The organism is Pseudoalteromonas sp. MMG022 (assembly GCF_021654245.1).
In the GTDB taxonomy this organism is placed as follows: domain Bacteria; phylum Pseudomonadota; class Gammaproteobacteria; order Enterobacterales; family Alteromonadaceae; genus Pseudoalteromonas; species Pseudoalteromonas amylolytica.
In genome coordinates this window covers 48,907-62,203 of record NZ_JAKFZQ010000026.1, presented here as the reverse complement: position 1 = coordinate 62,203, position 13,297 = coordinate 48,907, and the positions used below count along the sequence as shown (strand labels likewise).

At 44.9% G+C, this 13,297-nt stretch carries 15 protein-coding genes; 7 read left to right on the top strand and 8 right to left on the bottom strand.

The genetic code is table 11. The annotated features are described in order from the left end of the window. Positions 1–307 precede the first annotated feature (307 nt). On the top strand, positions 308–838 hold the full coding sequence (locus L1070_RS18320; protein WP_237126642.1) for a gamma carbonic anhydrase family protein: 531 nt from the start codon (positions 308–310) through the stop codon (positions 836–838). Here L1070_RS18320 and L1070_RS18315 read toward each other — a convergent pair. Then, positions 824–1,060, bottom strand: coding sequence for a DUF1488 family protein (locus tag L1070_RS18315; protein ID WP_070987991.1), 237 nt, complete (start codon positions 1,058–1,060; stop codon positions 824–826). The genes L1070_RS18320 and L1070_RS18315 overlap by 15 nt on opposite strands. Then, complete coding sequence (gene aroE / locus L1070_RS18310) at positions 1,057–1,881, bottom strand: shikimate dehydrogenase (protein ID WP_237126641.1); 825 nt, start codon at positions 1,879–1,881, stop codon at positions 1,057–1,059. The genes L1070_RS18315 and aroE overlap by 4 nt, the downstream gene beginning before the upstream one ends. 27 nt (positions 1,882–1,908) lie before the next feature. On the opposite strand from aroE, the gene L1070_RS18305 reads away from it, so the two are divergent. Next, entirely contained in the window at positions 1,909–2,358 is a 450-nt protein-coding gene (locus tag L1070_RS18305) for a group II truncated hemoglobin (protein ID WP_237126640.1), read from the top strand. 105 nt (positions 2,359–2,463) lie between these two features. Next, complete coding sequence (locus L1070_RS18300) at positions 2,464–4,071, top strand: methyl-accepting chemotaxis protein (protein WP_237126639.1); 1,608 nt, start codon at positions 2,464–2,466, stop codon at positions 4,069–4,071. A 52-nt stretch (positions 4,072–4,123) separates the two neighbouring features. Here the strand turns inward: L1070_RS18300 and hemF are convergent, their stop codons facing one another. The 6 genes from hemF to L1070_RS18270 all read right to left on the bottom strand — a co-directional run bounded on the left by hemF (position 4,124) and on the right by L1070_RS18270 (position 8,992). Further along, a complete protein-coding gene (gene hemF, locus L1070_RS18295) occupies positions 4,124–5,038 on the bottom strand; it encodes an oxygen-dependent coproporphyrinogen oxidase (protein WP_070987999.1) in 915 nt (304 codons plus the stop codon). A 5-nt stretch (positions 5,039–5,043) separates the two neighbouring features. After that, entirely contained in the window at positions 5,044–5,619 is a 576-nt protein-coding gene (locus tag L1070_RS18290) for a Sua5/YciO/YrdC/YwlC family protein (RefSeq protein ID WP_237126638.1), read from the bottom strand. Next, positions 5,612–6,187 (bottom strand): topoisomerase DNA-binding C4 zinc finger domain-containing protein, encoded by a 576-nt coding sequence (locus tag L1070_RS18285; protein ID WP_237126637.1) that lies wholly within the window; start codon positions 6,185–6,187, stop codon positions 5,612–5,614. Before L1070_RS18285 ends, L1070_RS18290 begins: the two co-directional genes overlap by 8 nt. A 79-nt stretch (positions 6,188–6,266) precedes the next feature. After that, positions 6,267–6,740, bottom strand: coding sequence for a DUF494 family protein (locus L1070_RS18280; protein WP_070988003.1), 474 nt, complete (start codon positions 6,738–6,740; stop codon positions 6,267–6,269). A gap of 2 nt (positions 6,741–6,742) precedes the next feature. After that, positions 6,743–7,846, bottom strand: coding sequence for a DNA-processing protein DprA (gene dprA, locus L1070_RS18275; protein ID WP_237126636.1), 1,104 nt, complete (start codon positions 7,844–7,846; stop codon positions 6,743–6,745). A 24-nt stretch (positions 7,847–7,870) separates the two neighbouring features. Beyond that, entirely contained in the window at positions 7,871–8,992 is a 1,122-nt protein-coding gene (locus L1070_RS18270; RefSeq protein ID WP_237126635.1) for a LysM domain-containing protein, read from the bottom strand. A gap of 119 nt (positions 8,993–9,111) precedes the next feature. On the opposite strand from L1070_RS18270, the gene def reads away from it, so the two are divergent. From def to trkA, 4 genes are read left to right on the top strand one after another with little or no spacing between them, the layout of a single operon-like run. Beyond that, positions 9,112–9,618, top strand: coding sequence for a peptide deformylase (gene def, locus L1070_RS18265; protein ID WP_070988009.1), 507 nt, complete (start codon positions 9,112–9,114; stop codon positions 9,616–9,618). A gap of 59 nt (positions 9,619–9,677) precedes the next feature. Then, entirely contained in the window at positions 9,678–10,625 is a 948-nt protein-coding gene (fmt, locus tag L1070_RS18260; protein WP_070988010.1) for a methionyl-tRNA formyltransferase, read from the top strand. Next, complete coding sequence (gene rsmB / locus L1070_RS18255; protein ID WP_237126634.1) at positions 10,622–11,908, top strand: 16S rRNA (cytosine(967)-C(5))-methyltransferase RsmB; 1,287 nt, start codon at positions 10,622–10,624, stop codon at positions 11,906–11,908. The genes fmt and rsmB overlap by 4 nt, the downstream gene beginning before the upstream one ends. 9 nt (positions 11,909–11,917) lie before the next feature. Continuing rightward, positions 11,918–13,294: a Trk system potassium transporter TrkA gene (gene trkA, locus L1070_RS18250; RefSeq protein WP_070988014.1), complete on the top strand. Its 1,377-nt coding sequence runs from the start codon at positions 11,918–11,920 to the stop codon at positions 13,292–13,294. Positions 13,295–13,297: the final 3 nt, after the last annotated feature.

Sequence of the window (13,297 nt, the reverse complement as noted above, 5' to 3'; positions counted from 1 at the left end):
TAAGATTTCTTGGTAAGAAAAATAAACTCTAAGTTTTACTCGACGCTGGCTCGTTGTTGCTTTGCTTATTCAGCGTAGCGCTCCGTGTCAGTGGGGTCGCATTATAGGGCGGCGAATTAAAAGCGCAAGCGGTTTTTACAGAATTATCGAAGAAAAGTGGTAAAAACAGACCGTTCGCATTATTTTTGAGCAAAACCTTCTATTTTTGATAATTTTATAAGCAAAAAATGGCCCTTTGAAACTATAGATTCTTTGAAACTGAAGCTCTACACTTACAACACAGTATAAATACTAGATAGAGGTAACCATGCTTAGAAGCTATAAAGGCATTACCCCAACTCTTGATGAAGCCGTGTATGTCGATGAATCATCAGTTATAGTCGGTGACATAACCATAGGTAAAGACAGCAGCATCTGGCCATTGGTCGCAGCAAGAGGTGATGTTAACTATATTAGAATTGGCGAACGAACAAATATCCAAGATGGTTCAGTCTTGCATTTAACCCGATCTACAAAGTCTAACCCAAATGGTTATCCATTGATCATTGGTGATGACGTGACTGTTGGACACAAGGTAATGTTGCATGGCTGCACTTTAGGTAATCGTATTCTTGTAGGCATGGGCGCTATAGTAATGGACAATGTCACTGTTGAGGATGACGTTATTATAGGTGGCGGTGCGCTGGTTCCACCTAACAAGACCCTTGAGTCAGGGCATTTATACGTCGGCAGCCCAGTAAAGAAGTCTCGTCCTCTTAGTCCTGATGAGCTGGCATTTTTAAAAGTCTCAGCTCAAAACTATGTTCAGCTTAAAGATGAGTATTTAGACGAAAGCTAATAAAATGCTACCATCCTCTTCATAGACTTCGTCTTCTATTAATTGTTCAGCCTGCATTTCATAGTCAAATTGATGGGCCTGAAAATGCTTAAGTGCGGCTTCATCCGTCATTGGTGGTGTCACAATTAAGCATTTGACTATCATACCATTGACCATCGCCGTGAAGGTTAACGTGTTTTCAACCACATTTACGTCATCATTGAAAAGAATCCCCTGATTCATAGTGCCTCTTTATTTTTCATCGCATTGATCACATGTTCTGTGTTTGGTTTTTTATTGCGCCACACCTCATAGGCTTCTGCCGCCTGTCCTATTAGCATGCCTAAGCCATCAACTAACTGTGCTTTGGCGTTATGTGATGCAACCCACGTTAAAAAGCTCGTGCGTTGATCAGAGTAGAACATATCGTAAGCCAGTACACACTGTTGCAGTACTGATGGAGAAATGTCGGGCACTTCCCCAGTGACACTCGACGAAGTCGAATTAATTACTATGGTAAATTCATCTTGAGGAATATCTTGTAAACCACACCCTGACACATCACCAAATGGCAAAAACTCCGCAGCCAAGGATTGTGCTTTGCTTGCTGTACGGTTTGCTATCACAACCTTACTGACACCCGCTTGCAACAAAGGATAAATACCCCCTCTAGCTGCACCTCCGGAACCGATAAGTAAAACTGTGGCATTATCAAGTAGAGCATTATGCTGTATTAGGTCAGATACTAACCCAGCACCATCAGTATTATCTCCCAATAACTTGCCATCATCTAACCTTTTTAAGGTATTCACCGCACCAGCTAGTTGCGCTCTTTGGGTAAGCTGATCAGCGAGCTCGAAGGCCTGCTCTTTAAATGGCAAAGTCACATTTGCACCTTTACCGCCAGAGGCAAAAAACTTCTCAATGGATTCTTTAAAACCGTCTAAAGGTGCTAGAATCGCCTCGTAGCTGATCTGGTCCATGCACTGGCGTGCGAATGCTTGGTGGATCAGCGGTGATTTCGAATGTTTTATGGGGTGTCCAAACACCGCGTATTTGTCCATGATAACGCCTAAGAAGTTTTCAATATTATGAAGCAGTTAATAAAACGCATCTTCAATCAGGATGCAAGTAAATCACAAAGTGAGTCAACACCCACACCTGAAAAAACACCCTACGAGATTATGGGCGGTGAAACAGGTGCACGTGCGCTGGCCGATAGATTCTACGACATTATGGCCAGCGACCCCTATGCAAAACCTTTATATGATATGCACCCGCAGCCTTTAGATAGGATACGTCAGGTATTTTTTGAGTTTTTATCTGGTTGGCTAGGCGGACCAGACTTGTTCGTAGAAAAATATGGTCATCCAAGATTAAGGCAACGCCATATGCCGTTTCCAATTGATAAAGATTTACGTGATCAATGGATGTACTGTATGAACAAGGCGCTTGATGAGCAAATCGACAACCCCTTACTACGTGAAGGTTTACGTCATTCATTGGCGCAATTGGCAAGTCATATGATAAATCAAGACTAAAGTCTTAGTCCTCGACACACTAAACCGCGCTGCTTTTTGCGCTAAGTCAAAAACTCTAATTTTGCGCTTGTCATAATACGCATCCTCATAAAGGAGAAGTGTGCGATGCGTGTGACCTCTATTCAACATAAAATTTATGCCTTGTTGGCTGCAACAGGCATTTTAGTACTGATCGCTAGTATTTTAAGTAGCTCTAACCAGCAGCAAACATTGGCACAAGATACCGTCGCCAACAATATCCGTTTATTGGCCGACAATTACTTCGATTCAATCAATACGATGATGCTCACTGGCACTATGGCAAACCGAGAGATCCTGAGCCAAAAGCTACGAGCTCATGAGAGCATTGAAGATGCCCATATAATTCGTGGTGCTAAAGTGGTTAAACTTTACGGTCCAGGCAGCGCCAATCAATCACCAAGTAACGATGCCGAACACCAAGCCCTGAGGGGGGTTGAGTCTTTGCTTGTTGAGTCTCGCGATGGCAAACGAATTATGACCTATCTCAAACCTATGGTAGCCAGCAGTGATTATAAAGGCACAAACTGCTTGGGTTGCCATCAAGCAGAAGAAGGCGAGGTGCTTGGAGCAGTAAGAATTAGCTATTCATTGGCAGATATTGATGAGAGCGTAACCACTAACACTTGGCTGAATACAGGCCTACTGACAACTATTTTTGTTATTGCATTTGTGGTGTTGGGTAGCCTGTTCCGCAGGCTATTTATTGTTAGGTTAAAAACTTTAGGCCGCACAATGCGACTGGCCACACAAAATAAGGACTTAAGTCTCAGGATTGATGACACCGTAGACGATGAGCTGGGTCGGCTTGCTGTTAATTTTAATAAGATGATGTCATCTTTCAAAGACAATATAGGCCAAGTGTCACATACCTCTAAGGTACTTATCCAATCAGCCGAAACGATTTACACCTCGGCCGACGCCACTGAGCGTGCCATACAATTACAAAAGCAAGGCACCGATTCAGTTGCGGCAGCAATTAATGAACTTGAAAGCTCTTCTAGTGAAGTGAAAAATACCACACATTTTGCGTCGGAAAAGTCTGATAGTAGTAATCACCTTGCTGAAGAAAGTATGGCGGTTGCAGAGCATACAGAAGTGAGTATTAATCAGTTAGCACAAGATGTGCGCCAAGCAGCGGCACAAGTGAGTCAGCTACAAGCACAAACATTAGAAGTAGGAAAAGTGCTTGAGGTGATCAGCAGTATCGCCGAACAAACAAACCTGTTGGCGTTGAATGCAGCAATTGAGGCTGCCAGAGCTGGTGAAGCGGGTAGAGGCTTTGCGGTGGTTGCTGATGAAGTTCGCACCCTTGCCACCAGAACTCACGATTCGACCGATGAAATCAAACGCACCATAGATAAGCTACAAAGTGAAGCGCAGCAGACTGTCAAAGCAATGAGCGCCTCCTGTGAGGAAGCCGATGACAGAGCAATGCAAGTCAAAAAAGTTGCGCAGGCTTTAAAAGATATTTCAAATCAAATGCACGAGATTAATAATCTAAACGTACAAATAGCAGATGCGACTGAACAACAAAACTTAGCGGCTGAAGAGATCAACCAAAGCGTGGTAGCCATTAGAGACAATGCCGAGCAATCACTCATCGACGCCCATGGCAGTAAAAAAGTTAGCGAAGAATTATTGAGTCTGGCACGCTCGCTAGACGACCAAGTACGGAGCTTTATATTAGATTAAACCTAGTTGTTATGCTGTGTTCAGGCGCCCTAGAGGCGCCTTTTTTATATCCCTAGCAAGCCAACCAGTCTTGAGGCTTAAGATAAAACTCATATAGTTTCGCTTCTGCAGAGTTAGAAGCTGGACTAAAGTTATACTCCCAACGCGCCAAAGGAGGCATCGACATGAGAATCGACTCTGTGCGCCCTCCGGTTTGCAAGCCAAACAAAGTACCGCGATCCCACACGAGATTAAACTCTACATAGCGACCACGTCGATAAAGTTGGAACTGACGCTCATGTTCACCGAACGGTGTATCTTTGCGACGTTCAATTAGGGGTAGATAAGCATCTAAATAACCATTACCTACTGCCTGCATAAAGGCGAAGCTCTTATCAAACCCCCACTCATTCAGATCATCAAAAAATAATCCACCTACACCACGAGTTTCACCTCGGTGCTTTAAGTAAAAGTACTCATCACACCATTTTTTGTAATCATCATACACCTGCTCACCAAAAGGCTTACACAAGTCTTGGGCTGTTTGGTGCCAATGTTTTACATCTTCTAGCACTGGATAAAATGGTGTTAAATCAAAACCACCACCAAACCACCAAATAGGCTCCTCACCTTCTTTTTCTGCGATGAAAAAGCGTACATTGGCATGACTGGTAGGGATGTGTGGATTCTTTGGGTGAATAACCAATGAAACGCCACAAGCGTGAAAACTTCGGCCTGCTAACTCTGGCCTATGTGCCGTCGCAGAAGCAGGCATAGACTCACCAAAAACATGAGAGTAGTTTACTCCACCTTGCTCTATAACAGCGCCATCACGAATAACACGGGTACGCCCGCCACCGCCTTCCTCACGTTGCCACGCATCTTCAACAAATTTTGCTGTACCATCAGCCTGCTCCAAACCAGCACAAATCGAGTCCTGCAATGTCAACAAAAACGCTTTAACTGATTCTAAATTTACCTTGCTCATGTGTATTATTGATTTCCTCGAATAAGTGCACCACTGAGTGCATGTTTTATTTGGCTTGGATTAGCACTCCCACCTAACTCACCCATTACATAACAGGCTATCTGATCATGAAAAGTGGCTTTGGCCTGTGCAATACTCATCACAGGCTCAGCACCAGTAATGTTTGCACTTGTGGATACCAAAGGCTTTGCGAACGTTTGACACAAAGCTTTTACAACTGGGTGGGCACTAATACGAATCGCAATCGTATCGTGATTACCCGTCAGCCACTTAGGTGTATCTACTTTTGCAGGCAGTAACCAAGTGATGGGCCCCGGCCAAGATGAAAAAATGTCGGCCCGTTTGTCCATGGGAATTTTTGCATCATCAACGTAAGGCAAGCACTGTCCATAATTATCAGCGACTAAGATCAGCCCTTTTGTTACGTCTCTTTGCTTAAGGTTGAGTAACTGCATTACCGCAGCTTCATTGTCAGGGTCACACCCTAGGCCATAAACGGCTTCAGTAGGATAACAAAGCACGCCACCTGCGTTAAATGCACTCTGCGCATCCTGCAAATTAATCGGTTGTGTATTACTCACTTTGACTCTCTACCTTGTGCTGACAGGTTTTTTGTGGACATTGTAACACAGCTTTACCCGACCTTCGCTTTTGCACCATGACGCCCCAACCACATTTCGGGCAAGCTTGGGCAACTGGCTGCTGGTTTAAACTGTACTTACAATGTGGATAGCGGTCACATGAAAAAAAGAACTTCCCAAACTTGTTCTTACGCTTTGTTAACTGCCCTTTGTGGCATTTCGGGCAGTCAACTTCTTGCTCGGCTTCTGCCTCTTGCTCATCATGTGCGATGTAGTGACATTCAGGGTAGCCGGTACAACCAATGAACATGCCATAGCGGCCGTTTCGAATCACTAAGTGATTACCACACTCTGGACATGGGGAGTCCTCTAATACTTTAATGTCATGGTTATCATGGTGAGCCAGAGGGCGAATGTAATTACACGCGGGGTAACTGGCACACCCCAAAAAAGGGCCATTTTTGCTGTGTTTGATCACCAGCTCAGAGCCACACTCGGGGCAAACTTCATACTCTTTTTCTAACGCATGCTGTTTTGCATTAAATAAAGAATGGTCAATTTTACTCATATCACCTTCGGCCAGTGCACAATTTTGCGCCTAATATAACCGCCATGGGCTTAGGGTCAAGGGATGACCCTAAAATTTATTAGTGCAAGTAGCCGCCCGGTTCATCAAAAATAAGATCTTCCATCTGGGCATAGGCTTGCTCCTTACCAGGCACGTTAAAGAGCACCATTAAAATAACCCACTTTAGGTCTTCGAGCCCAATCGTTGGCTTTTCTAACGCAAACAAGCGGTCAATCACCATTTCTCTTGTTATTGAATCAATCACACCCACTTGCTCAACAAACATAAGAAAACCACGACACTCAACGTCTAACATTTGGCATTCTTGCTCTGTGTAAATTCGAATAGCGCTATCGGCTTTGCTGTTTAGATAAGGGATTTCATCGCTATGTTGTAGGTCAGCTAACTGCTCTAACCAATCCAGTGCTTTATAGATTTCTTCTTGATTAAAGCCTGCCCGTAACAACTCATCGGTTAACTCATTTTGCTCAACAAAGATATCCGCTTCACTGTGGATATAGTTCTCAAATAGATACATTAGGATATCAAACATGATTAACCCCTTGCTAATTTAATGTAGCCGTCTAAGACGCGTTCTACTTTATCTTCAAGCTCTAGGTCCAATAAACGTGCAACTACACGTTCAACGGGCCACTGGGTCCTTTGCGTTAAGGTATCCACCGAAGTGACCTCAAAGCCAAGGTTTTGTAATACTGGGCAGTCCTCCTGTGGTGAATCATTTTTTATCACACTCTCTATACTATATAGACCGTTTTCTGGCAAAAAGCTCACATCTTCCAGAATGTCTTCTACGCTCTCCGTTAATTTTGCTCCTTGTTTCAACAAGTAATGACAGCCTTGTGACAGAGAGCTTTTAATGGATCCAGGCACCGCAAACACCTCACGATTCTGCTCCAATGCATAGCGCGCAGTGATCAACGAGCCACTTTTCATTTCAGCTTCCACTAGCACCACTCCTAATGACAAACCTGAGATAATACGATTTCGTCGTGGAAAGTGATTTGCTTTTGCCCCAGTTCCCGGAAAAAACTCACTGACCAGCAGGCCTGCCTCCAACACCTGTTGATATAACAAGTTATGGCGTTTAGGGTACACAATATCAACCCCCGTCCCTAGCACTGCGATAGTGGTACCCGATAACAGCTCGTTACCTGCAAGCGCCCCTTTATGAGCTGCTCCATCTATTCCTCTGGCCAGTCCCGATGTAACAACGAGTCCAGCAAGGCGTAATTTATATGCAAAATCAGCGGCTATTTCTAACCCTGTCGCGGTTGCACTGCGACTCCCAACTATGGCTACCTGAGGCTTGGCCAATAACGATATATCCCCTTTACAAAAAAGGATAAAAGGGGGACTGCTGATCTCTTTTAATAACGGTGGGTAAGTATCATCAAAGTAACTAATGACCGAAATCTGTGTCTGCTTACAGTAGGACACGATGCGCTCAAGATAGGACCAGTTAATATGACCGAGTTGCTTGATGAGTTCATCGTTTAAACCCAGCCGCCGCAACTTTGCCTCTGATGAATGAAAAAGTGAGTTAAGTGCACACTTTTTTTGTAGTGCGAGTATTGAGGCTACTCCCAGCCCCTTACACGCGTGCAGTGCTAAACACTGTAATTGTGTTAAAGTTTCCATGCTCCCTCCTTAGAGCATTGAGCGTTAATTTATACTGACACTATCCCCAATCCTGATAGGTTGTAGCGCACTGGTCACTAACGCATAGCTAACTTTGTCATAGACCTTAAAAATCATTAGCTCACCAATTTTCTCTTCTGGCATGTTCCACACCGCATTGTTTTTTGAACTTGAAGTGCTAAACAGCTCCCCTATACTACTAGATAGCTTTTCCAATCGGCTTGCATCCTCAACGTAACGAGGCCCCTTGCTACCTTCAATAACTTTAGGTGAGCGCTTGCTAATATCAAGTATGTGTCCTTCCTGTACGTTATGCTGTCGGCCCAGGTTCAACACCACCACAGTAGTCGCACCGAACTCACGCAACTTGTTGTCACTGGAGATGATTTCACCTTCCACTGGGTGTGAAGGCCTAAGCATACTGAATTGTACAGAAAAGCTTTGCCCCTGAGATATAGGCATTAAAATGTCATTGGGTTTTATCTCTCGCTTAGCAGTTTCGACCTTCACTGTTGCAGGCTTACCCTGCGCCGTATTACCCATATCTAAAACACGCGCCGTTCCTACGAGGTTGGCTTCATAGGCCAAGGTTTTTTGCGAATCAGGGTCAATATACCTATCTTCCACACTATAAATACCATAATGCGCATACTGTTCAAGATCCCCTTTGATATATAACAGGTGCCCTTGCGTTGCCAACTTAACGTTATGATTTGCACCTAAAATAAATGGCAGGTCAGTTAAATCATCTTCGCTCAATGCCTGTTCAAATGCCAACAGCGGCTCTATGAGCGCTGCGGGTAAAGTTGGAATAGCAGTGCTCTTTTGCACAACCACACGAGCGGTAGGTGACAACTTCTTAACCCCTTTGGCCAACGTTATCATTGGCTTTCCTTGTGCGTCATGCCCAAGCACCAATACATCACCGGGGTAAATCAAATTAGGGTCACCCAATTGGGGGTTTTGCTTCCATAGTGTCTGCCATTGCCAAGGAGACGATAAATATAATTTAGAAATGTCCCATAACGTATCGCCCTCTTTGACCACATAGCGGGTCGGTGCATCCTCTTTCACACTCAATTCGTCTGCCAAAGTTGGAAAAGTGATACAAATTGCCATGATCAGAGCTGTAAATGGGTGTTTCATTACGGCTTCCTTGAGTTATTTTTCGATATTATCAACCAAAACCTGTTAAAGGGGAACGCGAATGGCTAAAATAAGAACATATAGTATTTTGCATTTAAGCTTAACGATAAAAGGTAACCATGGCAAAGTTAGAAGTACTTAGATTCCCAGATGAGCGCCTGCGCACAGTGGCAAAACCCGTAGCGGAAGTAAACGATGATGTGCGTCAAATCGTCAAAGACATGTTAGAAACCATGTATGATGAAAATGGGATTGGTCTTGCAGCAACTCAAGTTAATATCCACCAGCGTATTGTCGTCATTGACGTATCTGAAGAACGTAATGAACCTCGAGTGCTTATCAACCCTGAAATCACTCGTAAAGAGGGCTCTACGACCAGCGAAGAAGGCTGCTTGTCGGTACCTCACTCTTGGGCCAAAGTAGACAGAGCAGAAGAAATCACGGTTACTGCGCTTAATGAACAGGGTGAAGAATATAGTTACGATGCGGATGGCCTGCTTGCGATTTGTACACAACATGAGCTTGACCACTTAATGGGTAAGTTATTTATAGATTATTTGTCGCCACTGAAGCGCCAACGTATCCGTAAGAAGCTAGAAAAAGAAGCTAAGTTGGCTGCTCGCTAATTTGCGCGCAGACAATCCTCGCTTAACTCTCTTCCCATTAACTAATATTGGATAATTCAGTGACCAAGCCATTACGCATTGTTTTTGCCGGGACGCCAGATTTCGCTGCGCGTCATTTAAGTGCCCTAATCAACTCCCCTCATCACGTTGTCGCGGTTTACAGCACGCCAGATAGACCAGCTGGTCGAGGTAAAAAACTAAAAGCCAGTGAAGTAAAAACATTGGCTCTTGAACATAATTTACCTGTATATCAGCCTGAATCATTAAAAACCGAAGATGCACAACGTGAGCTTGCTGAGCTCAATGCTGATGTAATGGTGGTCGTGGCATATGGTGTCTTGTTACCAAAAGCCATTTTAGAAACGCCTAAGTTAGGTTGTCTAAACGTGCATGGTTCTATATTACCTCGTTGGCGCGGTGCAGCCCCAATTCAACGTGCCCTTTGGGCGGGCGATCAGCAAACCGGCGTAACCATCATGCAAATGGATGAAGGGTTGGACACAGGTGATATGCTGCACATTGCAACCTGTCCGATCACAGCACAAGATACCAGTGCGAGCCTATATGACAAGCTAGCACAACTTGGTCCCGTTGCGTTACTCGATACATTAGAGCAACTTAGTAATGGTACGGCAGTCGCGACCAAGCAAGATGATGCACAAGCCAACTACGCCAAGAAGCTATCTAAAGAAGAGGCTAATATTGACTGGACCATGACCGCCACACAAATCGCGTTAAATGTCAGAGCATTTAACCCATGGCCTGTGTGTTTTACATCTATGGCACAACAAACAGTGAAAATCTGGCAAGCCGAGGTGGTTGAACAACAAGGTGAAGCTGGCGTTGTACTCAGTAGCGATAAGACAGGTATTGTCATTGCCTGCGGTGAACAAGCTTTAAAAATCAATCAGTTACAGCCGCAAGGTAAAAAGCCTATGTCAGCGCAAGACTTCCTCAATGGTCGAGCAGATTGGGTTGCACCCGGCTCAAAGGTAGGCCACTCATGACAAATGTACGAGCGTTGGCCGCACAAACACTGTTTCAAGTGGTCGACAAAGGTCAGTCTTTAAGTACTGTATTGCCTAATGCCGCAAGTAAACTAAACCCGAAAGACAAAGCATTACTACAGCAGATATGCTACGGCGTGCTGCGCTATTTACCCACACTTGAGCATTACTGCCAGCAATTGCTTGACCAACCTCTCAAAGGTAAACGTCGGGTTTATCAATTTTTGCTTTATGTGGGTATGTACCAACTACAATACATGCGTACACCGGAACACGCAGCGGTCGCAGAAACCGTCAATGCTTTGCAAAGTATGCGAGCGCCAGGCTTAAAAGGACTCGTAAACGCGATACTGCGCACCTTCCAACGCCAATTTAGTGAATTAGAAGATAGCGCAAACCGTATCCCTGTGTGTCAATATAATCACCCTAGCTGGTTTATGAAGAAGTTGCAGGCAGCCTATCCTGATCAATGGCAAGACATTCTAGCCGCCAACCAAGACCAAGCACCGATGTGGTTGCGCGTAAATCAAGCGCATTACAGTGTTGCTGAATATAGCGAACTGCTGGATGAGGCTGGTATTAGCCATTGCCTTGAGCCTCGCTTTGAAGATGCCATCGTGTTGGATAAGCCCTGTGATGTTTATTTGCTTCCAGGATTTCGAGAGGGGGCCTGCTCGGTGCAAGATGCCGCAGCGCAACTCGCCGCTCGGCTTCTCAACCCACAAAACAACGAACGCATTCTAGATGCATGCGCAGCACCAGGTGGCAAAACGTGTCACATACTAGAGTTAGCTGATGCTAACGTTGACGCACTAGATGCCGATAGTGAACGCCTACTTCGGGTGGAAGAAAACCTAAAACGCCTTGGCCTGCACGCTCATTGCATACATGCAGATGCATCTACACCAAATGATTGGTGGGATGGGCAACCCTATGATCGTATTCTGTTAGATGTACCCTGCTCTGCAACGGGTGTCATCCGTCGCCATCCCGATATCAAGTGGCTCAGACGCAACACCGATATTGCCGATCTAGCACAGCTACAACAGCAGATCTTAGAGAATATCTGGCCACTACTAAAACCTGGAGGCACGCTGCTGTATGCCACCTGCTCAGTTTTACCAGAAGAAAACTGTGACCAAGTAGCCGCATTTTTAAAAAACACAGACGATGCTTTGCATCAATCTCTACATCAGGACGATACCCCAACAACGCCTGGGCTACAGTTACTCCCTGGGCTGAGTGACGGTTTCTATTATGCAAAAATAACCAAACGACAATAAGCTATAACTATGAAAATCATCATCTTAGGCGCCGGCCAAGTCGGGGGCACACTTGCAGAAAACTTAGTAGGTGAACAAAATGAGATCACCGTGGTAGATATTGACGGTGACAGACTACGTGAACTACAAGATAAGTATGACCTGCAAGGAGTAACGGGTCACAGCGCACATCCCGATGTGTTGCGCCAAGCTGGCGCTGAAGATGCGGATATGATTATTGCGGTTACCAGCTCTGATGAAGTAAATATGATCGCGTGTCAGGTCGCTTATAGTATTTTTAATACCCCGACCAAAATCGCGCGTATTCGCTCAGAGCAATATCTGAAATACAAAGAGAAGTTGTTCCAAAATGATGACTTGCCTGTTGATCACTATATTGCGCCTGAACAACTCGTTACCAAGTATATCCGTCGTTTGATTGACTACCCGGGCGCATTGCAGGTTCTGCAATTTGCCGAGGGCATGTTATCTTTGGTTGCGGTAAAGGCTTACTACGGTGGTTTACTCGTCGGCTATGCCTTATCAGCGTTAAAAGAGCATATTCCTAACGTCGATACCCGAGTTGCAGCAATTTACCGCCAAGGCAAAGCAATTAAGCCTCTGGGCACAACGGTAATTGAAGCCGATGACGAAATTTTCTTTATCGCTGCAACGAAGCATATCCGTGCTGTCATGAACGAACTGCAAAAGCTTGAGCGTTCATACAAAAAAATTATGATTGCCGGTGGTGGCAACATAGGTGCGGGTTTAGCACGCTCACTGGAGCGTAATCATAGCGTAAAACTTATTGAGCGAAACCAGCAGCGCGCGTCACAGCTATCGGAAATGCTGGATAATACGGTGGTTTTCTGTGGTGATGCATCCGATCAAGAGCTGCTATCTGAAGAGCACATCGAACAAGTCGATGTCTTTATTGCTGTTACCAACGACGATGAAGCCAACATTATGGCCGCCATGCTTGCCAAACGCATGGGCGCACAGAAGACCATGGTACTGATTCAACGCGGTGCTTATGTTGACCTCGTTCAAGGCGGTGAAATTGACATTGCCATCTCGCCCCAACAGGCCACTATTTCAGCATTATTGACCCATGTTCGCCGGGGTGACATTGTTAATGTTTACTCATTGCGAAAAGGGGCCGCTGAGGCCATTGAAGCGGTAGCTCATGGGGATGAAACCACCTCTAAAGTTGTTGGACGAACCATAGGTGAAATCAGGCTACCTGTTGGTACTACCATAGGTGCAATTGTGCGCAACGACGAAGTTTTGATAGCCCATGACGACACCACCATACTCTCGGGTGACCATGTCATCATGTTCTTAATTGATAAACGCCAAATCAGTGTGGTTGAAAAACTCTTTCAGGTCAGTGCGTTATTTGTCTAACCC